The following is a 21,971-nucleotide window of genomic DNA, read 5'->3' as shown; positions in this document are numbered from 1 at the left end:
GCACGGTCAAGGAAAACGGACACACGCATGAAAGCCATCATCATCGCGGCGGGCCAGGGCTCGCGCCTGTTGCCGCTGACGCTGGAGACGCCGAAATGCCTGGTGCCGGTGGGCGGTCGCGCGATCCTGGATCATCAGTTGCGCGCGGTGGAGCAGGCGGGGATTCGCCACGCCGTGGTCGTCGGCGGTTACCGGGTCGAACAGATCGCCGAGCATCTGGCGCGGCATGGCGGCGCGGTGGCGACCGACCTGATCTTCAATCCGTTCTGGGCGGCGGGCAGCAGCATCGGCAGCGTCTGGGCGGCGCGCGCCTGCCTGAACGATCCGTTTGTGCTGATGAATGGCGATACGGTGTTCGATGCCGGTATCCTCGCCGCCGCGGTGAACGACGAACGGCGCGGCGTGAAACTGGTGGTCGATACGCTGGACGAGCCGGAGCCGGACGACATGCTGGTCGAGGTGGCGAGCAACCGCGTGCGCGCGGTCGGCAAGACGCTGGATACCGCGCGGGCGACGCACCGGTCGCTGGGCGTCGTCGCGTCGAAGGGGGGCGGCGCCTATGCCGACGCGCTTCGCGCGGTCATCGGCGCGGCGGACGGCATCCATGCGTTCCACCATGCGATTATCGACCGGCTGGCAGGCGTCGATGCGGTCGCCGCCGTCACCGTGCCGCGCGACGCGCACTGGCAGGAGATCGACCGGCCCGACGATATCGAACGCTGGCGACGGGAGCATGGCGCTTGAGCCGGCAAGGCCCGAAGAAAAAGGGTCCGGTCGCCTTCCTGTTCCTGGGCGAGACGTTGTTGATCCCGCATCTCTATCCGATCGTCGAGGCGCTGGCGGCGGACGGCGATGTGGCGATCGACCTGTGGGTGGCGACCTCCGTCCACGAAACGCTGCTGACCCGGTGGAGCGAGGGGCTGACCGGCGTCCGCATCCGCCGGGTGCCGGGGTTCCGGCGGATCGCCGACGCGGGCGAGGGACAGAATCCGCCGCTGCCGCCCAAAATCCCGACGTTGCTGCGGCTGTTGCCGCATCTGCTGCGCGCCCGCGCGGCGGTGTGTGCGGAACAGACCAGCCTGTGGCTGCCGCGCTTGCTGCCGCTGCGCACGCCCTTCGTGAAGACCTCGCACGGCGTCGGATCGATGAGCGCGCGCGACGATCCTCGCCGCCGCGCCGCCGCGGTGATGATGGTGCCGAGCGAGCGGGAACGCGCGACGTATCTCGAACGCGGCTTCGATCCGGCGCGGGTGGTGGCGACGGGATATGTGAAGGCGTCGTTCCGGCAGCGGAGCATGACCAATCTGCCCTTTGCCGAGCCGCGTCCGACGATCCTCTATGCCCCGCATTGGCAGCGACACCGCTCGTCCTGGTGGGCATGGGGGGCCGATACCGTGCGGCGGATCGCCCAGGATGGCCGCTGGAACCTGATCTTCGCGCCGCATCAGCGGCTGGCGGAGGGTGCGCCGGAGGTGCGGGCGGTGATGGACGAGGTACGCGGCCTGCCCAACGTCCATTGCGACATGGATGGCTTCGCGATGGTCGATGGCAGCTACACCGCCGCCGCCGACCTCTATCTGGGCGATACGTCGAGCCAGGTGATCGAATTCCTGCAACGCCCGCGCCCCTGCGTGTTCCTGAATGCGGGCGGCGTCGAGTGGCGGGGCGATCCCTCCTATGCGCAATGGACCTGCGGTGAGGTCGTGAACGATGTCGGCGATCTGCTGCCGATGCTGGCGCGGGCACCGGCGGTGCATGATTCGTTTGCCGCGATCCAGGCACGGTTCGCAGGCGACTCGCTGGGCGACACGCGCGGGTCAGCCCCCGCACGCGCGGCACGGGTCATCCGGGACCTGCTCGACAAACGAGCGTGATGGGGTAACGCGCCCCCATGACTTCTCCCGCGCTCGCCACCATCGGCGACAATTCCACGCATCTATGGGGCATGACCAATGCCGAACGCGTGCGCCGCATCTCGCAGGCGCAGGGGTTCGACGAACAGGGTCCCACCATCATCCTGGCGCATCTGGATTACGCGTTCGATCCGATGTGGACCACGTATCTGAAATCCCGGCCCGGCACGGTCGTGACGCGGAACGGCCGGCCGGTGCTGGCGCATGTCGGCGAGGTCGAGGCGAACGAGGCGGCGGCGCTGATGATCGCCGGCCGGCCGCTCCCCGGCCTAAAGGTGATCGAGGCGGAGGACGAGGCTGGCATCCTGAACGAGGTGCTGAGGAAGCGCGAACGGCCGTTCATGGAACCGCTGACCCCCGCGACCGTGCCGGCGATCGAGCGGCTGAGCTACAAGGGTGCGTACAAGGGCGTGACCGACGTCCTGACCAAATATCTCTGGCCCGAATGGGCGTTCCGGCTGACGCAGCTGTCGGCGCGTATCGGGATCAGCCCCAACGGCATCACCGCGATCGGCAGCGTGCTGTGCATCATGGCGACGGTGGCGTTCTGGTACGGCTGGTTCTGGACCGGCCTCGCCACCGGCCTCGTCTTCATGGTGCTCGACACCGTCGACGGGAAGCTGGCGCGGTGCACGATCACCTCGTCGAAACTGGGCAATGCGTGGGATCACGGCGTCGATCTGGTCCATCCGCCCTTCTGGTGGTGGGCATGGGCGGCGGGGTGTGCACCCTATGGCCGGGCGCTGTCGGACGAGATGTTCTGGATCGTGATCGGCACGATGTTGTTCGGCTATGTCGCGCAACGGCTGATCGAGGGAGCGTTCATCGTCCGCTTCGGGATGCACATCCATGTCTGGCAGAAATTCGACAGCGATTTCCGGCTGGTCACCGCGCGGCGCAATCCGAACATGGTGATCCTGCTCGCCGGACTGCTGATCGGGCGGCCGGACTGGGGGATCATCGGGGTGGCCGCGTGGACCGCGATCTCGCTGGTGGTGCATCTGGTGCGGCTGTTGCAGGCGATGGCGGTGAAGCGCGCCGGCGTGGCGATGGTGAGCTGGCTGGCGTGATTTTGGTGGGGATTAATCCCATGTCCCATCCCCCCTTCCGTCATCCCGGCGAACGCCGGGACCCATGGTTGGGGCGCATTAGATAGCGGGTGCAAACTTACCCCGACCTGCGTGTCCATGGGTCCCGGCGTTCGCCGGGATGACGGAGGGAAGGACTGGCGGAACGATCAGGAGCCCGTCCTGACCCGCCACAAACAATACACCGCCAGCGCGTAAAGAAAGCGGCTGTAATCCCGCTTCCCCGCACGGTGATCGGCGAACACCCGATCCACCGCCGCCGCGTGCCAGATACTCTCGCCTCGCGCACCGCTGTCGCGCCACAGCTCCTCGGCATAGCGACCGAAATCGCCCGCGAACCACGCCGACAGCGGCATCTGGAAACCCTGCTTGCGGCGGTCGAGGATGCCGGTGGGCAGCCATGGCGCGATGGCTTCGCGCACCACATGCTTCCCCACCCGGCCGTTCAGCTTCATGTGCACCGGCGTCCCCAATGCCAGATCGATCATCGGCTGGCCGAGCATCGGCACCCGCACCTCCAGCGAGTGCGCCATGCTGGCGCGATCGACTTTGGTCAGCATCGCGCCGGGCAGGTTGAGCGCCAGGTCGCACAGGCCGAACTGCTCCAGCGTGTCGGCCGAAATCGCACCGGCATCGGGAAAATATTCTGCGCACAGCCGCTCGATCTCACCCTCGCCGCCACCGGCGCGGGCGAGGAAATCGGGGGTGAAGACGCGATTTCGAAAGCCCGCCGCCGTGATCTGCGTCTTGGCGAAGAACCGCGCGACGCCGCTGGGCAGGCCCGCGCTCGCCGCCGTCTTCGTCCATCGCTGGATACGCTCGTTCAGCGCGCGCGAGGGCAGCGGCGGGATCGCGCCGATCGCCCGGGCGGCATGGCGCAGGGGGGCTGGCAGGCGGCCGATCCGGCGTTCGGTGGCGTGGCGTTTATAGCCGAAGAACAGTTCGTCGCCGCCGTCCCCCGACAGCGCGACCTTCACCTGTTCGGCCGCCACCTTGCTGACATACCAGGTCGGCACCATCGACGGGTCGGCGAACGGCTCGTCATAGGCCGCCGCCACCGCCGGCAGCAGATCGCGGGCGTGGGCCATTTCCAGTCGCCGGCTTTCGTGACGGGTGCCGAGCGCGCGGGCGATCGCCTCCGCCGGGCCGCTTTCGTCGACGCGCGGGTCGGGGAAACCGATCGTGAAGGTGCGGACCGGGCGATCGGATATCCGCATCATCGCGGCCACCACCGCCGACGAATCGACTCCACCCGACAGGAACGCGCCGACCTCGACATCCGCGACCATCTGTTCCGCCACGGTTTCCAGCCACCGGGTGCGGAACCGGTCGACCCATTCGCCGTCGCCGAGCGGTTCGGGCGTCGTGTAGCGCGGCGTCCAATACGCACGCAGCACCGGCTCGCCGCCCGCCGCCAGCGTCAGCACATGCCCCGGCGGCAGCGTCCTGACCTGCGCATGGATCGATCGCGGCGTTCGCACATGCCCGAAGCGGAAATAGTCGAGCAGCCCGCGCTCGTCGGTGTCGAACGCGAAACCAGGCAGCAGCGTCAGCGCCTTCAGTTCCGATGCGAAGGCGAACCCGGCGGGCTGGTCGGTATAATAGAGAGGCTTGATCCCCACCGGGTCGCGCGCCAGCGTCAGCGTGCGGGTCGCCCGATCCCACACCGCCACCGCGAACATCCCGTCCAGCCGCGACCAGATGCCGTCGCCCCAGCGTTCATAGCCGGCCAGAACGACCTCGGTATCACCATGGCTGTCGAACGCCCGGCCCATCGCCGCCAGCTCGGCGCGCAGGGCGGGGAAGTTGTAGATTTCGCCGTTGAACACCAGCGCATAGCGGCCACCCGGCGAATGAAAGGGCTGATGCCCGCCGGCCAGATCGACGATGCTGAGCCGCCGCATGCCGAATCCGAAATCGCGATCGACGAACACGCCCTCGTCGTCCGGACCGCGGTGGACGATCGCGGCGCATTGCGCGCGCACCGTGTCGGCGGAGACGCCCCGTCCGCGTGCATAAAGACCGGCGATGCCGCAGATGGTGCCATACTCCCGATTGATCGCGATCAGCGCATAGGGCGGACCCGCCCGCCATGTCACGGCTCTTGCCGCATCCGGTCGAGCCGCTTAATCCCCGACGGACGCATGTCGAGCCCCCCGCCATCATCGTCCCCCCTGCCGTCCGGGGATAGTTCGGGCGGCCTGTTCCGCGCCGCCGCGCGCAATCTCGGCTGGCTGCTGGCAAGCCGCAGCGTGCTGGCGGTGCTGTCCCTGTTCTATCTGGGTATCGCCACGCGCTCGCTGGGCGTCGTCGGGTTCGGCCGCTTCGCGCTCATCACCGGCGCGGCGCAGACGCTGGCGACGCTGGTCGCGTTCCAAAGCTGGCAGGTGATCGTGCAATACGGCGTCGGTCCGCTCGCCACCCGCGACGACGGGGCGCTGGCCCGGCTGTTCCGGGGCAGCGCGATCCTCGATTTTCTGGGATCGATCGTCGGGGCCGGGCTGGCCTGGCTGATCCTCGACCTGTGGGGCGAGGCGCTGGGCATCGGTGCCACGCTGAAGCGGGCGACGCTGATCTTCGTCATCATCCAGCTCGTCACGATCCGGTCGACGCCGCTCGGCATCCTGCGCCTGCGCGACCGGTTCGCGCTGGCCGCCATCGCCGACAGCGTGACGCCGGTCGCGCGCTTCTTCGGCGCGATCGGGGTGTGGCTGATCCATCCGACCGTGCAGGGGTTTCTGGCGGCGTGGGCGGCGGCGGAGGTGCTGACCGCGGCGACATACTGGATCATGGTCGCGCGCAGCGGCGATCTGGGGCTGATGTGGCGCGGGCGCGGATCGCGGCATCTGGCGCGTGAGCATCCCGGCATCGTCCGCTTCGCGCTCAGCACCAATGCCAGCTCCACGCTCGGCCTGTCGAGCAAGCAGATCCCGTTGCTGCTGGTCGGCGCGGCGGCGGGACCGGCGGCGGCGGGCGTGTTCCGCCTCGCCTCGCAGATCGCGCAGGCGCTGGCGAAATTGTCGCAACTCATCTCGCGTGCCGCTTTTCCGGAGGTGGTGAAGACGTTGCGCGATGCCCCGCCGGCGCTCCTTGCGCGGCTGATGTCGCGGTTGTTCCTGGGCAGCGGACTGGCGGCGGTGGCGATCATGGCGCTGGTGCTGGTGGCGGGCAAGCCGGTGCTGAATCTGGTCGGCGGGCGTGATTTCCGGGGCGCGTGGCCGGTCCTGCTGTGGCTGTCGGTCGCCGGCTGCCTCGATCTGGCGACGACCGGCGTCGATACGGTGATGACCGCGATGCAGCGCGCGGGCAGCGTCTTCGCGATCCGGGCCGCCGGCGTCGGCGTGCTGTTCGGCGCGACTGCGATGCTGACCCCCTGGTACGGCGCCACCGGGGTCGCGATGGCAGTGACGGTGGGATCGGCGGCGGTCGCGGTGCTGATGGCGATCGCCGCGCTGCGCCTGTCACGCGCCCCTCGCCACAATTCGCCACAGTAAAGCCGCGGTTCACGCCCACATCCTTATCGCAGTTGCGAAAAGAGATGCGTTCGATGAAAACCCTGTTCCTGCTCGCCGCCCTGTCGGGCGTGATGGCGGCCGTCCCGGCGGCGGCGCAATCCTGCACCGGCACGCCCGGTGGCAATGCGGTGAAGCTGACCGTGCAGGCGACCGGCCTGCACAGCGGCGACGGCGAGGTCGCGTTCACCGTCTATCCGGACGACAAGGGCCGCTTTCTGGCCAAGGGCGGCAAGTTGCTGCGCGCGCGCGTGCCGACCCGCGCGCCGGCGACCACCGCCTGTTTCTGGCTGCCGCCCGGTTACTACGCCATCGCGCAATATCACGACGAGAATGGCGACCACAGTTTCAACCGGACGCTGTGGGCGCCCAAGGAAGGATTCGGCTTTTCCAACGATGCGCCGACCTCGATCGGCCTGCCCTCGTTCGCGTCCGCACGGTTCGCCGTTCCCGCCGGCGGTGCGACCATCCGCATGGCGATGCGTTACCGTCGTTGAGGAGCGATCGTGATGATCCCGTCACAAATTTGTAGCAGCCATGCCATGTTCGCGGTAGCGAGGTAAGCGTGTCGTCATTTTCGCCTGCCAGCGTTCTCGCCTTTGCCGGACCTGAGTCCGCGCGATCGGTAACGGTGAAAGCCGCGCCGACCGCCGCCGCGGTCGGTCGCCTGCGCATCGGCATCGTCTGCAATCCCAAAAGCCATCTGAACCATGGCGCGGAGTACGAAGCGGGCGTGCCCGGCGTCGACAGCGTCCTGCTCGCCGCACCCGGCACCCGCGCCGCACTAGCCGATACGCTGGCCGAGTTCGCCGAGCGAAAGATCGACCTGCTGGTGATCGACGGTGGTGACGGCACGGTCCGCGACGTACTGACCTGTGCCGCGCATCTGTGGAAGGGCAAGTGGCCCGATATCGCGGTGATCCCGTCGGGCAAGACGAACGCGTTGGCGATCGATCTGGGCATTCCGTCCGGCTGGACGCTGGCCGATGCGCTGGCCGCCGTGACGCGCGGCCGCCGGGTCGAACGCCGCCCGGTCGAGATCGCGCGCGATGACGGATCGCGCCCGCTGCGCGGTTTCCTGTTCGGCGCCGGTGCGTTCGTGAAGGCGACCGAACTGGCCCAGCATACGCACCGCGCGGGTGCCTTCAACGGCGTCGCGGTCGGCCTCGCCCTCGGCTGGGCGTTGATCCAGACGATGTTCGGCGGGGCCACGAGCAGTTGGCGTGTGGGCACCCCGCTCGGTCTGAAGCTGCCCGGCGGGTCGGTCGATCCCCGGCCCCGCTATCTGTTGCTCGCCTCTGCGCTGCGCCAGTTGCCGCTGGGGCTGAAGCCGTTCGGGCAACCGCGTGACGGCATGAAGCTGTTGGTAGTCGATGCGCCGCCGAAGCGGCTGATGCTGACCGTCCCGGCCCTGCTGGCGGGATCGGAAGCCGACTGGATGCGGCGGGCCGGGTATCACCATATCGACACCGCGTCGTTCGAGGTGTCGCTGGACGATGGCTTCATCCTCGATGGCGAGCATTTCGCCGGTGGCAAGCTGGCGGTGCGGCAAGGGCCGGTTCTCTCCTTCATCGCCCCATGATCCCGTGATTGACGCGCTGGACGCGTATGTCGCCGCCGCGCTGGACGCCGGGGTTCGCATCGAAGTGCGCGATCTTGCCGAGATGCTGGCGGCGGAGCCGTCGGTGCAGGCGGTGCTGTTCTATGGATCGAACCTGCGCACCGGCTCGCTCGACGGCGTGCTCGATTTCTACGTCCTGACCGCCGGCCCGCCGGAACGCGGGCTGTGGCCGACCGTCAGCTACCGTGAAGTCACGCGCGACGGCGTCACCCTGCGCGCCAAGATCGCGACGATGCGGCTGGCGACGTTTCGGGCGGCGGCATCGGGCGACCTGATCGACACGACGATCTGGACCCGCTTCGTCCAGCCCGCCGCCCTCGTCTGGCAGCGCGATGACGAGGCCCGCGCCGGCGTGGTGCAGGCGATCGCCGCCGCTGCCGTAACCGCCGCACGCTTCGCCGCCGCGCTCGGTCCAGCGCGCGGGACCGCCGCAGATTACTGGCGCGCGCTGTTCCGCCAGACCTATGCCGCCGAACTGCGCGTCGAAAAGAGCGGGCGGGAGGAGCAGATCCTCGACCACGGCGCCGGCCGCTATCAGGCGATCCTGCCGCTGGCGTGGCAGGCCGGTGGCATCGCCTTCGACCGCGACGGCGACATCCTCACCCCCGATGTGTCGGACCGGGCACGGATACTCGCCCGCTGGCACCGCCGCCGCCGCGCCGGCAAGCCGCTCAACATCGCCCGGCTGGTCCGTGCCGCCTTCACCTTCGACGGCGCCGCCGCCTATGGCCTGTGGAAGGTGGAGCGGCATACCGGTGTGAAGGTGGCGCTGACGCCGTGGCGCGAGCGGCATCCGATCCTGTCGGCACCGGCGGTCTTCTGGCAAGTGTGGCGGTCGCGGCGATGACCGACACGGCGACAGGCTGGTCGGCATTGATCCTCGCCGGGTCGCGGCCGGGGGTGGTCGATCCGCTCGCCGCCTATGCTGGGGTGCCGCACAAGGCGCTGATCGTGCTGAACGGCGAGACGCTGCTTGCCCGCGTCGCCGCCGCCGTGCGCGGGGCCGGCGCGACGATGATCGCGGTGTCGGCGGACGATCCCGCCGTCATTGCCGAGGCGAACCGGCTGAGCCTGCGCGTGATCCCGACCGCGTCGGGACCGAGCGGCAGCGTCGCGCGCGGGCTGGAGGCGCTGGGGGCGCCCCTGCTCGTCACCACCGCCGACCATGCCTTGTTGCAGCCGGCGTGGATCGACCGCTTCATCGCCGATCTGCCGCCGGGCACGGATGTGGCGACATTACTGGCGCGGCAGGACGTGATCGAGGCGGCGGCGCCCGGCACGCGCCGCACCTATCTGCGCTTCGCCGATGGCGCATGGTCGGGATGCAACCTGTTCTGGCTTGCCACCCCCCGCGCCGCCGCCGCGATCGGCCTGTGGGCGCAGGTCGAGGCGGATCGCAAGCGCCCCTGGCGCATCGTCCGCCGCCTCGGCCCCGGCCTGCTCCTCCGCTACCTGACCGGCCGCCTGACGTTGAACGATGCCGTTCGCCATCTCGGCCGCCGTGCCGGCGTGGAAGCGGCCGTGGTCGCGACGCCCTATGGCCTGGCCGCCGTCGACGTCGACAAACCCGCCGACCTCGACCTGGTCAGAACGCTGCTTCCCTAGAGCACTAAGCGCTAAATCCGACCCGTTCGTGCTGAGCGAAGTCGAAGCACCGTGTGGAAAGGTGGCCTTCGACTGCGCTCAGGCCGAACGGTCGAGGGTGGGTCCGATTTCACGCAACTTGCTCTGAATCATCGATGATCCGGGGCTGTCCTACACACGAACAAACCGGTATCCTCGAAAGGCATGCATTCCATGCCGCCCGCCCAAGGCGAGAAAAAACCTCGTCCGGGTGCGAATCAGTGCGAACTTCGATTCGCAACAAGCCCCGTCAAAGCCCGCTGCCGAGCCTCTCCAGCGACTTCCCCTTGGTCTCCGGAAAGAACAGCAGCACGACGACGAACTGCGCCGCCATCATCGCGGCGAACACCACGAACGGCGCCCCGCGCGACGCGGCGGCGACCAGTGGAAAGCCGGTGGCGATCACCGCGTCCACCGCCCAATGGGTCGACGATCCCAGCGCCTGTCCCCGCGCCCGCACCTCGGTCGGGAAGATCTCGCTGACATAGACCCAGATCACCGCCCCCTGGCTGAAGGCGAAGAACGCGATGAAACCGACCAGCAGCCACAACAGCCACTCCTCGCCCACCCCGCTCAGGAACACCGCCGCCGTCCCCGCCAGCGTCGCGGTCAACCCGACCGATCCGATCAGCAGCAACGTCCGCCGCCCCAGCCGGTCGATGACGGTCAGCGCCAGCGCGGTGAAGAACAGGTTCGCGGCACCGATCACGATCGCCTGCTTGTCCGCCGACACATTGTCGAAGCCGGCGGCGGCGAAGATGTCGTTCAGATAATAGAGGATGGCGTTGATGCCCGACAGCTGGTTGAACGCGGCGATGGTGATCGCCAGCAGCATCGGCTTGCGATGCCGCCGCCAGCTCAACTTCGCCTCGCCGGTGGTGTCGTCAGCACGGTGAAAGCTCGCCAGTTCCGCCTTTGGATCGGCGATGCCCAGCCGCCCCAGCACGTCCAACGCCTCGTCATCGCGGCGCTTTGCCGCCAGCCAGCGCGGGCTGTCTGGGATGGTGAACAGCAACAGCAGCAACAAGAGCGCCGGCGCCGCCGTGACGCCGAACTTCACCCGCCACTCCCAGTCGCCGAGATCGAGGCTGGAAACCCAGAAATTACTCAGATACGCGACGAGGATGCCCAGCACGACGTTCAACTGGAACGCGCCGACCAAGGCGCCGCGCTTCTCCGCCGGCGCGATCTCCGCGATATACACCGGCGCCAGCACCGACGACGCACCGACCGCCAGCCCCGCCATCACCCGGAACAGCAGCAACGCGCCCCAGTCCCATGCCAGCAGGCAACCCAGACCCGACACGACATACAGCAGCGCGATCGCCTGCAACGACACGCGCGCGCCGAACCGGTCGCCCGGCTTTCCCGCCAGCAGGGCGCCGGCCAGCGTACCCCACAACGCGCTCGACACGGTGACGCCGACGCCGGCCGCATCCAGCGAGAACGCCTGACGCACGCCCGCCGTCGTCCCCGCGATGACGGCCGTGTCGAAACCGAACAACAGCCCGGCCAGCGCCCCCACGGCGACGCCGCGTGCCAGCGTTGCGTTCATCGGATCATTCCTCCCCCAGTCGTGCCATCGACATGGCGGAGCAACCCGCGGCGGGTCAAGGCATCATGGCGCTGTGATTCCGCCGCCACAGCGGATAGCGTGATCGGATAAACGAGGGGGAAAGGATGACCGTGACCGTTCAGGACGACGTGCTGGAGCAACTGGCCGCGACACCGGCCTATCGCCATCTCACCCGTACCCGCAACCGGTTCGCGGCGGTGCTGACCACGATCATCCTGATCGCCTATTTCGGTTTCATCCTGCTGATCGCGTTCGATCCCACCTTTCTCGGCCGGTCGATCGCCGGCGGTGCGACGACGCTGGGGGTGCCGGTCGGGCTGGGCATCATCATCCTCGCGATCGCGCTGACCGGGTTATACGTCTGGCGGGCGAACCGGGTGTTCGACGCCGATCTCGCCGCCGTGCTGCGCGCGGTCGACGCGTGAGGCGCATCGCGACGGGCGTCGCCACTGTCGGCGGAATCGCCCTTGCCGATGCAGCGCAGGCGCACGCCGTCGCGCCCGGTGGCGCGCAGCAACCGACCAACTGGATCGCGCTCGGCATGTTCGCGGGCTTCGTCCTGCTGACGCTGGGCATCACCCGCTGGGCAGCGCGCAAAACGAAGACGGCATCCGATTTCTATACCGCCGGCGGTGGCATCACCGGGTTCCAGAATGGACTCGCGATCGCCGGCGATTTCATGTCGGCGGCGTCGTTCCTCGGCATTTCCGCGCAGATCTACGCCGATGGGTATGACGGGCTGATCTATTCGATCGGCTTCCTCGTCGGGTGGCCGATCCTGTTGTTCCTGATGGCGGAGCGGCTGCGCAATCTGGGGCGCTTCACCTTTGCCGATGTCGCCTCGTTCCGCTTCGCGCAGACGCCGGTCAGGACGTTCGCGGCGATATCGACGCTGATGGTCGTGCTGTTCTACCTGATCGCACAGATGGTCGGCGCGGGGCAGTTGATCCGGCTGCTGTTCGGCCTGCCCTATGGCTATGCGGTCGTGATCGTCGGCGTGCTGATGACCTTCTACGTCCTGTTCGGCGGCATGACCGCGACGACATGGGTGCAGATCGTCAAGGCGGGCCTGTTGCTGGGCGCGGCGACGTTCATCGCGGTGGCGGTGCTGGCCAAATTCGGCTTTTCGCCCGAAGCGATGTTCGCCCGCGCCGTCGAGGTGAAGACGCAACTGGCGCTGGGCAAGGGCGCGACGCCAGAGGTCGCCGCAAGGGCCGGCAGCGCGATCATGGCCCCCGGCGGCTTCGTGAAGGACCCGGTCTCCGCCATATCGCTCGGCATGGCGCTGATGTTCGGCACCGCCGGCCTGCCGCATATCCTGATGCGCTTCTTTACCGTGCCAGATGCCAAGGCGGCGCGGACCTCGGTGCTGTGGGCGACGGGATGGATCGGGTATTTCTACCTGCTGACCTTCATCATCGGCTTCGGCGCGATCGTGCTGGTAGCGACCGATCCGGGCTATCTCGATGCGGCGGGCGCGTTGCGCGGTGGCGGCAACATGGCGGCGATCCATCTGGCGCATGCGGTGGGTGGCGATATCTTTCTGGGCTTCATCTCGGCGGTTGCGTTCGCCACCATCCTCGCGGTGGTCGCGGGCCTGACCCTGTCGGGCGCGTCGGCGGTCAGCCACGATCTGTACGCCAGCGTCTTCGCGCGCGGCCGGGTCGATTCCGCGAAAGAACTGCGCGTGTCGCGGATCACCGTACTGGTGCTGGCGGCCATCGCGATCGTGCTGGGCATCCTGTTCGAATCGCAGAATGTCGCGTTCATGGTCAGCTTCGCCTTCGCGCTCGCGGCGTCGGCCAATTTCCCGGTGCTGCTGCTGTCGTTGTTGTGGCGCGGCTGCACGACACGGGGCGTGGTGGCGGGTGGCGCGACCGGGCTGGTGCTGGCGCTGGGCCTGACCATACTGTCCCCGGCGATCTGGGTGACGGTGCTGGGTCATACCGCGCCGATCTATCCTTATGGCTCGCCGGCGATCTTTTCGATGCCGGCGGCGTTCTTCGTCATCTGGCTGGTGTCGACATTGGATCGCAGCGGCCGGGCGGCGGTGGACCGGGGCGGCTATCTGGCGCAGCGCGTCCGGTCGGAAACGGGCATTGGCGCGGCGGGCGCGAGCGACCACTGACCCGGCCTTGCCGCTCGCCGCCCAAGTCTGATAGCGCGATCTGTCATCAAGGGGTCGCGAAACGGCCCGACAGTCGCTATCTGTCCGACAATAGAACAATCAAGGAATGTGAGTGATGATCGACGGAGCCATGCTGATCGGCAGCGACGAACGCCAGGCGACGGCGCGTTTCAGCGCGATCGATCCTGCGAGCGGCGAGACGCTGACGCCCGATTTCTCGTCTGCCGATGCCGGCGCGGTCGCCGATGCCTGTGCGCTCGCCGATGCCGCCTTCCCGGTCTATTCGGCGACGACGCCCGAGGATCGCGCCGCGTTTCTGGAAGGCATCGCCGATCAGATCGTCGCGATCGGCGACGACCTGATCGTCCGCGCGATGAGCGAAAGCGGCCTGCCGCGTGCCCGGCTGGAGGGTGAGCGCGGCCGGACCGTCGGCCAGTTGAAGCTGTTCGCGCAGGTCGTGCGTCAGGGCGACTGGCTGGATGCCACGATCGATCCCGCTTTGCCCGATCGCGCCCCGCTGCCCCGCCCCGACCTGCGCCGCGTCAATCTGGCGATCGGCCCGGTCGCGGTGTTCGGCGCGTCGAACTTCCCGCTCGCCTTCTCGGTCGCCGGTGGCGACACCGCCTCGGCACTGGCCGCCGGTTGCCCGGTGGTGGTGAAGGGCCATCCGGCACATCCCGGCACCGGCGAACTGGTCGCCCGCGCGATCGCCAAGGCGGTGGCGAATGCCGGCCTGCCCGCCGGTACGTTCTCGTACCTGCCGGGTGAAACCAACGATCTGGGCGGTGCGCTGGTTGCCGATCCGCGCATCCAGGCGGTCGGCTTCACCGGATCGCGCGGCGGTGGCCTCGCGCTGGTGCGGATCGCCGCCGAACGCGAGCAGCCGATCCCGGTCTATGCCGAAATGTCGAGCATCAACCCCGTCATCCTGTTCCCCGCCGCGCTGGAAGCACGGGGCGAGGCGATGGCGACGGCGTTCGTCCAGTCGCTGACGATGGGCGCGGGCCAGTTCTGCACCAACCCCGGTCTGGTGCTCGCGATCGACGGCCCGGCGCTGGACGCGTTCATCGCGGCAGCGACCACCGCGATGACCGGCAGCCAGCCGGCCGTGATGCTGTCGCCGGGCATCCATGCCAGCTTCGAACAGGGCGTCGATGCCCTCGCCGCGCATCAGTCGGTAAAGACGGTCGCCCGCGGTTGCGTGGGCGATGGCGTCAATCAGGCCGTTGGCGCGCTGTTCCAGACGGATGCGACCAGCTTTCTGGCCGATCGTGCGCTGGGCCATGAGGTGTTCGGATCGTCGTCGATCGTCGTCCGCTGCGCCGACATGGCCGAGATCGCCAGCGTCATCGCCTCGCTGGAGGGCCAGTTGACCGCGACGTTGCAGATGGATGCCGCGGACGAGGCGGATGCCGCGCATCTGGTACCGGTGATCGCGCGCCGCGTCGGCCGCATCCTCGCCAATGGCTGGCCGACGGGCGTCGAGGTGAGCCACGCGATGGTGCATGGCGGCCCCTTCCCCGCCACCAGCGACGGTCGCACCACATCGGTCGGCACGCTGGCGATCTATCGCTTCCTGCGGCCGGTGTGCTTCCAGAATCTGGCGCCGTCGTTGCTGCCAGCCGCGCTGGGCGACGGCAATCCATGGGGTGTCGCCCGCCGGATGGACGGCACGCGCGAGGTGTCGCCGCGCTGACCTGCGCGACGGCCCGCGCCGTGGTGCAACTTGCCCCCTGTCGTCCGGCGGTTCATGCTGCCGGACGGAAGGGGTCTGCATGAAGGAACCGCGCGCCTCCCGGCGCCAGCGCAACGCGCCGACGATCAGCGACGTGGCGAAACTGGCCGGCGTGTCGCCGATGACGGTATCGCGCGTCATCAACAACGAGGGCAATGTCCGCGACGAGACGCGCGAGATCGTGCGGACCGCGATCGCCGAGCTGAACTATGCGCCCAGCGCTGCGGCGCGGGCGCTGGCCGGTGGCGAGGAAATCCGCATCGGCCTGCTCCATTCCAATCCCAGCTTTGCGTATCTCAGCGAATTTCTGGTCGGCAGCCTCGATCAGGCGAGCCGCAGCAACGTGCAACTGGTCGTCGAGAAATGCGACGAGGCCGGGCTGGAAGGCACCGCGGTCGAACATCTGATGAAGGGACGGATCGACGGCATCGTACTGCCGCCGCCACTGTCGGATTCCGCCGCCGTGCTGGCAGCACTGGAGAAGCAGGACGTGCTGGTCGTCGCGGTAGCCACCGGTCGCGCGCCGGAATGGGCGATGGCGGTCAGCATCGACGATGCGCGGGCGGCCTACGACATGACGCGTCATCTGGGCGGACTGGGCCATCGCCGCATCGGCTTCATCACCGGCAACCGCAACCAGACGGCGAGCGGCGAGCGGCTGGCCGGTTACCGGATGGCGCTGGCCGATCTGGGTTTGCCCGATGTGCCGGAACTGGTCGCGGAGGGATTGTTCACCTATCGATCCGGGCTGGATGCCGCCGACCAGTTGCTGGACCTGACCGATCCGCCGACCGCGATCTTCGCCTCCAACGACGACATGGCGGCGGCGACCGTCGCCATCGCGCATCGCCGCGGGCTGGACGTGCCGGGCGACCTGACGGTGTGCGGGTTCGACGACACCGCGCTGGCGACGACGATCTGGCCCGAACTGACGACCATCCGCCAGCCGGTGACCGAGATGTCGCGTACCGCCGTCGACCTGCTGGTCCGCGCGATCCGGGCACGCAAGGCTGGCCGTGCCGCCGATCCCGAGCATCCCCGCCAGGTCACCGCCGATTACACGCTGGTGCGCCGACAATCCGATGCGGCCCCGCGCCAGCGGCCGGCGGCGCGGCGGAGCGAACGCTGAACGGGGATGCGTCGGCCCGGTCCGGCAAAAATCACCGTCCCGTCCGAACACATCGCGACGACGCGCGTTCGGTGAGGATGGTTGGTACCGAAGGGGCGCTATGCTCCTGATCCTGTTCGTCGCGCTCGTCGGCAGTTGCATAGTTCCGCTCGTCGCCCGGATCATGGGGAAGGGCGCGGGGCTGGTCGTCGCGCTGTTCCCGTTCGGGCTACTGGGCGCATTCATCGCGCTGGCGCCGGTAATCGAGCGTGGCTGGGTGCGGAGCGAGAGCTGGCGCTGGGCGCCGTCGCTGGGTCTTGACGTGACGCTGAGGCTCGATGGCTTCTCGTTTCTGTTCTGCCTGTTGATTACGGCCATCGGCGGGTTGGTGACGATCTATTCGGGCGGTTACCTGACCAACAGGTCGCGGCCGGACCGCAGCCGGTTCCTGACGCTTATCCTGTTGTTCATGACGGCGATGCTGGGATCGGTGCTGGCCGACAATATGCTGGTGCTGATCGTGTTCTGGGAAGCGACCAGCGTGTTGTCGTTCCTGCTGATCGGTTTCGACGGCCGCAGCGCCCGTGCCCGCCGTGCGGCGATCATGGCGTTGCAGGTCACGGCCGGCGGTGGCCTGGCCCTCGTCGCCGCGACGGTGATGATCGGGCATGTGCTGGGCAGCTATTCGCTGTCGGGTGCGATCGACCGGGCGCCGGAGATACTGGCGAGCCCGCTGGCGGCGCCGATCATCATCGGCATCCTGATCGCGGCCTTCACCAAATCGGCGCAGTTCCCGTTCCATTTCTGGCTGCCGAACGCGATGCAGGCACCGACGCCGGCATCGTCCTATCTACACTCGGCGACGATGGTGAAGCTGGGCATATATCTGCTCGCGCGGTTCGAACCGTTGGTCGCGGGTATCTGGTGGGGGCGCACCGTCCTCATCACCGTCGCCTGCATCACCATGCTGATCGCCGCTACGCAGGCGTTGCGGGCAGAGAGTTTCAAGGCGGCGCTCGCCTATTCGACGATCGCGTCGCTCGGCATCCTCGTGTTGCTGGTCGGGCTGGACGGACCGGCGGCGACGGTGGCGATGATCGGGTTCCTGCTGGCGCATGCGCTGTACAAGGCGGCACTGTTCTTCTGCGCCGGATCGGTGCTGCATTCGACCGGACTGGGCAGTCTGCGCGCGCTGGGGGGCCTGCGCAAATCCTTACCGCTGACGGCGCTCGCTTGCACTGGGGCCAGCCTGTCGATGGCGGGCATCCCGCCGTTTCTGGGTTTTATCTCGAAGGAGTTCCTGTTCGAGGCGCAGTTGGAGAGCAGTTGGGAGCTGATCCCGCTGGCGATCGCGGTGCTGGTCAACGCGGTGATGGTCGGCGTCGCCGCGGTCATCACGCTGAAGCCGTTCTTCCTGAAGGCGGATCATCCGATCGAGATCGAGCATCCCGAAAGTCTGTCGGTCGCGGTGCCGCCGCTGCTATTGTCGCTGGCCGGACTGGTCATCAGCCTGGAACCCGACTGGATCACCCGCGTCGCGATCCGTCCGGCGGTGGCAGCCGTCTACCGACAACCGGTGAAGGTGGACGTGGCGGTATGGCATGGGCTGACGCCGATGCTGGCGCTGAGCGCGGTCGTCGTCGCGATCGGTTTCGTGATCGTGCGCTACTGGCGGCCGATCCATCTGCGGTTGCGGCGTCAGGGTGGCTTCGAACGCTTCGGGATCGAGCGGATGTGGGAACGTCTGCTCCGTACGCTGTTGCGCGCCAGCGCGGCGTTGACGCGGCTGGTGGAGCATGGCGACCTTCGCCGCTATCTGGCGACGACGATCGGGGTGATCGCCGCGCTGGTGATCGCGACCTGGTGGCGGATTGGGGCGGCGCCGCGCATCGTCATCGGCGACCGGCCGATGCTTGGCGATATATTGGTAACGCTGACCGGCGTTGCGGGCGCACTGGCGGCGGCGCGGGCGAAGAACCTGTTGACGGCGATGGTGGCGGTGGGGCTGACGGGGTTTGCGGTGGCGATCACCTTCATGACCAACGGCGCACCCGATCTGGCAATCACGCAGTTCGCGGTCGAGGCGCTGATCGTCGTGCTGCTGACCGCCCTGCTGCTGATCGTTCCGCTGTCCGTGAAATCGACGCGATCGGGTTCGCAACGACGGACGGACGGCATCATCGCCGCATCGTTCGGCATGGTGATGTTTGTCACACTGCTCGACATGGCGGCGGTGCAGAACGCCACGCCCGCGGCCGACTGGTTCGGGCAGATGAGCTACATCGCCGGACAGGGGCATAATGTCGTCAACGTGATCCTCGTCGACTTCCGGGGATTCGACACGCTCGGCGAGACCGCGGTGATCGCCATCGCGGCGCTGCTGGCGGGATCGTTGCTGGGCGTGCGGCCCGGCAAGCGGGACGGCGACGATGCCGGTCAACCGGTGCATTACAGCTTCGCCGCCGCCAGCGGCCCCTTGTTCGTGCTGTTGCTGGTCGCATCGATCGTCATCCTGTGGCGCGGCCATGACCAGCCGGGCGGCGGGTTCGTCGGCGGGCTGGCGGCGGCGCTGGCGTTTGCGATCCTGTCGCTGGCGCGGGGCGTGCGATCCGCCGAGCGGACGTTGCGCGCGCAACCATCGACGCTGGTCGGCGCGGGTCTGGTGCTTGCCATCGTCAGCGGCCTGCCGGGCATGATGGGCGGTCAGGCGTTCATGACGCAATTATGGACCGAACCCTATGGCTGGGTGCCGAAATTGAGCACGACCATTTCGTTCGATCTGGGCGTGTACATGGTCGTCGTCGGCGCGGTGCTGGCGTTCCTGTTCGGGTTGCAGCGCGAGGCGGCGCGATGAACGTGCTGTATGCCGCTGCGGTCGCCGCGATCATGGCGGCGGCGATCTATATGATCCTGTCGCGCAACCTCGTGCGAATCATGCTGGGACTTGCCCTGTTGTCGACAGGCGCCAACCTGTTGCTGTTCACCGCCGGCGACTTCTCCAACCGCCAGCCACCGATCATCGCGCCGGGCCAGGACCGCTTGGGCGACGCAGCGGACCCGCTGGCGCAGGCGCTGATCCTGACCGCGATCGTCATCGGCTTCGCGCTGACGGTGGTATTGGCGACGGTGGTGTTGCGCGCATGGCGGGCGACGGGATCGCTGGATGCCCGCACCGTCGAGGCGACCGAGCAGCCCGACGCTCCCGAACTTCTGGACCCGGACAATGGGTGATCCGCTGGTCCTGCTGGCGCCGGTTGGCATTCCGTTGCTGGGCGTAGCGGTCACCGCGCTACTGCGAACCCGGCCACGCGCGTGCGAGGCGCTTGGTTTCGTCTCCGTCGCCGCGACGCTGATCGCCGCGATCGCGCTGATCCGGCGGGCGATCGATGGCGGACCGGCGGCGCTGGTGGTGTTCGGCGGCTGGCCACAGGCGATCGGCATCGCGTTCGCCGCCCGCCTGCCGGGCCCGGCGCTGGTGGTGGTGGCGTCGATCATCGCGCTCGCGGTGGCGCTGTACGGCCATGCCGATATCGGGCCACGTCGGCGGCGGCGTGGGTACGATGCGATGAGCCTCGCGATGCTGGCGGCGGTCAACGGCGCGTTCCTGACCACCGACCTGTTCAACCTGTACGTCTGGTTCGAACTGGCGTTGCTCGCCGCGCTGGGTCTCATCACGATCGACCGGCGGGAGGCGCAGATCGGCGGCGCGATCCGCTATGCGGCGTTCGGCATGGTCGGGGCGACGGCGGTACTGGCCGGTATCGGCATCATCTATGGCGTCGCGGGGACACTTGATCTGGAGACGCTGGCGACGCAATTGGGCAGCGGTCCGCCGAGCGTGGCGGTCGCGGCGGCGGGGACCTTGCTGCTGTGCGGTTTCGCGCTGAAGTCCGGGCTGTTTCCATTCCATGCGTGGTTGCCGGCGTCCTATGCGTCGGCGCCTCTGCCGGCGGCGGCGGCGTTTGCGGGGTTGCTGACCAAGATGGGTTTCTACGCCCTGCTGGTCATCGTCGCCGGCGTGTTCGGCGGGATCGGCGCGACCACGGCGGTCAGCCCCCCCCTGCTGACGACGATCGGCGTCATGGCGGCGGCGACAATGATCCTGTGCGCGCTGTCGGCGCTGGCGCAGAGCGATATCCGCCGCATCCTGGGATATCAGGTCGTGGCGCAGGTCGGTTATATGGCGGCGGGACTGGCAATCGGCACGCGCGACGGCGTGGCGGGGGCGGTCTTCTACATGGTGCATTCGATGATCCTGCAGGCCAACCTGTTCCTGGGCGCCGGCGCGATCCGGCGCGCGACGGGCAGCTGGGACCTGACGCGCGCGGGCGGGATGACGCGGTCCAATCCCTTGTTCGCGTTCCTGTTCGCGGTGCCGATCCTGTCACTGGCCGGTATTCCGCCGCTGTCGGGTTTCTGGGCGAAGCTGCTGGTGATCCGCGCCGCGTTCGACGGCGGCAGCGCGTGGATCGCGGCGGCGGCGCTGGTCGCGGCGATGCTGACGATCGTATCGATGGCGACGATCTGGTCGGAGGCGTGCTGGAAGAGCCTGAGCGGGCGGCGGGTGCGCAAGGTGCCGGGCGCGATGCTGGCCGGCATGGCGGTGCTGTCGGCGGTCACGCTGGCGATCGGACTGATGCCGGAACCGCTGCTGCGGATCGCGCGGCTGTCGGCGGACGCGCTGGGAGGGACAGGCTCATGAGCATCCTCCGCAAAGCCGTCGCGGTCGTGGTGCTGGCGGTCAGCTTCGTCGCCGACCTGTTCTTCTCGTCCTTCGCGGTGGCGCGGCTGGTCCTGTCGCCACGGATCGAGACGCATCCGGCGATCGTGATGGTGCCGGTGGCGGTGGAGCGGCCATGGGCGGTGGCGCTTTTCGCCTATTTCACCTCGCTGACGCCGGGATCGACCTGCCTGCATGTCGCCGACGATCGCCGTACCCTGTATCTGCATGTGCTGGATACGCGCGATCCGGCGGCGACGATCGCGCGCTTCAAGCGGCTGTACGAGCGCCCCATCGCGGAGCTGGAACGGTGATTGATCTGCAACTGGTCGCCGCCATCCTGTCGGTGGTGCTGTGCGTCGCACTGGGTCTGGCCGGATGGCGGATGGTGCGCGGACCGAGCTTCGCCGACCGGTTCGTCGCGTTCGACATGCTGACGGCGGTCGCGGTGGCGTTTTCGGCGCTGACGGCGGTATCGACGGGGCGGAGCGCGTTTCTGGACATCGCGCTGGGCCTGTCGCTCATCAATTTCGTGGCGACGGCGGCCTTCGCGGTATTTCTGGAACGGAAAGGTGGCGGGCGATGATCGTGTTGGGGGTCGCCATGCTGGCGTTGGGCGTCGGGTTCCTGCTGGTGGCGGCGATCGGCCTCGTCCGGTTGCCCGATCCGTTTCAGCGGATGCACAGCGCAACGAAGGCGGGGACGCTGGGGACCAGCCTGATCGTGCTGGGCGTGCTGTTGCTCGACCAGACGGCGCGGTTGTCGACGGGGTTGCTGACGATCCTGTTCCTGCTGCTGACCCTGCCGATCGGTGCGCAGTTGCTGGGCCGTGCGGCCTATCTGTCGGGCGCCCGGATGGAGGGGGTGGACGACGATCCGCTGGCTGACGTGCTCGATCGCGCCGAAGCGAAGCCGACCGATCGACCCGACTGACGCGATCGATCATG

General features: G+C 68.3%; 20 protein-coding genes. 18 read left to right on the top strand and 2 right to left on the bottom strand.

The window, feature by feature from the left end; all coding sequences use genetic code 11:
* Positions 1-27: 27 nt before the first annotated feature.
* The 3 genes from JAO74_RS01370 to JAO74_RS01360 are packed head-to-tail and all read left to right on the top strand — an operon-like array spanning position 28 to position 2,983.
* Positions 28-744, top strand: coding sequence for a phosphocholine cytidylyltransferase family protein (locus JAO74_RS01370; RefSeq protein WP_199034281.1), 717 nt, complete (start codon positions 28-30; stop codon positions 742-744).
* Positions 741-1,874: a hypothetical protein gene (locus tag JAO74_RS01365; protein ID WP_199034279.1), complete on the top strand. Its 1,134-nt coding sequence runs from the start codon at positions 741-743 to the stop codon at positions 1,872-1,874. Before JAO74_RS01370 ends, JAO74_RS01365 begins: the two co-directional genes overlap by 4 nt.
* A 17-nt stretch (positions 1,875-1,891) precedes the next feature.
* On the top strand, positions 1,892-2,983 hold the full coding sequence (locus tag JAO74_RS01360) for a CDP-alcohol phosphatidyltransferase family protein (RefSeq protein ID WP_199034277.1): 1,092 nt from the start codon (positions 1,892-1,894) through the stop codon (positions 2,981-2,983).
* Positions 2,984-3,150: 167 nt separating this feature from the next.
* On the opposite strand, the gene asnB is transcribed toward JAO74_RS01360, so the two are convergent.
* The gene (gene asnB, locus JAO74_RS01355) at positions 3,151-5,100 is read right to left on the bottom strand and encodes an asparagine synthase (glutamine-hydrolyzing) (protein WP_332908700.1); all 1,950 of its coding nucleotides are present in this window, start codon (positions 5,098-5,100) and stop codon (positions 3,151-3,153) included.
* A gap of 45 nt (positions 5,101-5,145) precedes the next feature.
* On the opposite strand from asnB, the gene JAO74_RS01350 reads away from it, so the two are divergent.
* The 5 genes from JAO74_RS01350 (at position 5,146) to JAO74_RS01330 (ending at position 9,739) form a co-directional block, all read left to right on the top strand.
* Positions 5,146-6,495 carry a lipopolysaccharide biosynthesis protein gene (locus JAO74_RS01350; protein ID WP_199034276.1) on the top strand — a complete coding sequence of 450 codons (1,350 nt, stop codon included), beginning with the start codon at positions 5,146-5,148 and terminating at the stop codon, positions 6,493-6,495.
* Positions 6,496-6,539: 44 nt separating this feature from the next.
* Entirely contained in the window at positions 6,540-7,010 is a 471-nt protein-coding gene (locus tag JAO74_RS01345) for a DUF2141 domain-containing protein (RefSeq protein ID WP_199034273.1), read from the top strand.
* A 134-nt stretch (positions 7,011-7,144) separates the two neighbouring features.
* Positions 7,145-8,095: a diacylglycerol/lipid kinase family protein gene (locus JAO74_RS01340; RefSeq protein WP_199034271.1), complete on the top strand. Its 951-nt coding sequence runs from the start codon at positions 7,145-7,147 to the stop codon at positions 8,093-8,095.
* A gap of 4 nt (positions 8,096-8,099) precedes the next feature.
* Positions 8,100-8,981 (top strand): hypothetical protein, encoded by an 882-nt coding sequence (locus JAO74_RS01335; protein ID WP_199034269.1) that lies wholly within the window; start codon positions 8,100-8,102, stop codon positions 8,979-8,981.
* Positions 8,978-9,739: a nucleotidyltransferase family protein gene (locus JAO74_RS01330; RefSeq protein WP_199034268.1), complete on the top strand. Its 762-nt coding sequence runs from the start codon at positions 8,978-8,980 to the stop codon at positions 9,737-9,739. Before JAO74_RS01335 ends, JAO74_RS01330 begins: the two co-directional genes overlap by 4 nt.
* A gap of 268 nt (positions 9,740-10,007) precedes the next feature.
* Here JAO74_RS01330 and JAO74_RS01325 read toward each other — a convergent pair whose 3' ends face one another.
* Positions 10,008-11,312, bottom strand: a complete 1,305-nt coding sequence (locus JAO74_RS01325; RefSeq protein WP_199034265.1) for a sugar porter family MFS transporter — start codon at positions 11,310-11,312, stop codon at positions 10,008-10,010.
* 125 nt (positions 11,313-11,437) lie between these two features.
* Between JAO74_RS01325 and JAO74_RS01320 the strand changes: the two genes are divergently transcribed.
* From JAO74_RS01320 to mnhG, 10 genes are all read left to right on the top strand, one after another.
* On the top strand, positions 11,438-11,758 hold the full coding sequence (locus tag JAO74_RS01320; RefSeq protein ID WP_199034263.1) for a DUF485 domain-containing protein: 321 nt from the start codon (positions 11,438-11,440) through the stop codon (positions 11,756-11,758).
* A gap of 35 nt (positions 11,759-11,793) precedes the next feature.
* Positions 11,794-13,461, top strand: coding sequence for a cation acetate symporter (locus JAO74_RS01315; protein WP_332908719.1), 1,668 nt, complete (start codon positions 11,794-11,796; stop codon positions 13,459-13,461).
* Between the two features lie 115 nt (positions 13,462-13,576).
* On the top strand, positions 13,577-15,157 hold the full coding sequence (locus JAO74_RS01310) for an aldehyde dehydrogenase (NADP(+)) (RefSeq protein WP_199034259.1): 1,581 nt from the start codon (positions 13,577-13,579) through the stop codon (positions 15,155-15,157).
* A 79-nt stretch (positions 15,158-15,236) separates the two neighbouring features.
* On the top strand, positions 15,237-16,325 hold the full coding sequence (locus JAO74_RS01305; RefSeq protein ID WP_199034257.1) for a LacI family DNA-binding transcriptional regulator: 1,089 nt from the start codon (positions 15,237-15,239) through the stop codon (positions 16,323-16,325).
* A gap of 100 nt (positions 16,326-16,425) precedes the next feature.
* Complete coding sequence (gene mbhE, locus JAO74_RS01300; RefSeq protein ID WP_199034255.1) at positions 16,426-19,158, top strand: hydrogen gas-evolving membrane-bound hydrogenase subunit E; 2,733 nt, start codon at positions 16,426-16,428, stop codon at positions 19,156-19,158.
* Positions 19,155-19,535: a sodium:proton antiporter gene (locus JAO74_RS01295; RefSeq protein ID WP_233150539.1), complete on the top strand. Its 381-nt coding sequence runs from the start codon at positions 19,155-19,157 to the stop codon at positions 19,533-19,535. Before mbhE ends, JAO74_RS01295 begins: the two co-directional genes overlap by 4 nt.
* Positions 19,528-21,006, top strand: coding sequence for a proton-conducting transporter transmembrane domain-containing protein (locus tag JAO74_RS01290; protein WP_199034245.1), 1,479 nt, complete (start codon positions 19,528-19,530; stop codon positions 21,004-21,006). Before JAO74_RS01295 ends, JAO74_RS01290 begins: the two co-directional genes overlap by 8 nt.
* Positions 21,003-21,338, top strand: coding sequence for a Na+/H+ antiporter subunit E (locus JAO74_RS01285; RefSeq protein WP_199034243.1), 336 nt, complete (start codon positions 21,003-21,005; stop codon positions 21,336-21,338). Before JAO74_RS01290 ends, JAO74_RS01285 begins: the two co-directional genes overlap by 4 nt.
* Entirely contained in the window at positions 21,335-21,610 is a 276-nt protein-coding gene (locus JAO74_RS01280) for an MrpF/PhaF family protein (protein WP_199034241.1), read from the top strand. The genes JAO74_RS01285 and JAO74_RS01280 overlap by 4 nt, the downstream gene beginning before the upstream one ends.
* Positions 21,607-21,957: a monovalent cation/H(+) antiporter subunit G gene (gene mnhG / locus JAO74_RS01275; protein ID WP_199034239.1), complete on the top strand. Its 351-nt coding sequence runs from the start codon at positions 21,607-21,609 to the stop codon at positions 21,955-21,957. Before JAO74_RS01280 ends, mnhG begins: the two co-directional genes overlap by 4 nt.
* Positions 21,958-21,971: the final 14 nt, after the last annotated feature.

Origin of the sequence: Sphingomonas mollis, assembly GCF_016427505.1 — a bacterium.
GTDB lineage: Bacteria > Pseudomonadota > Alphaproteobacteria > Sphingomonadales > Sphingomonadaceae > Sphingomonas > Sphingomonas mollis.
Note: the sequence above shows the minus strand (reverse complement) of the source record. Positions and strands in the feature narration are given on the sequence as shown.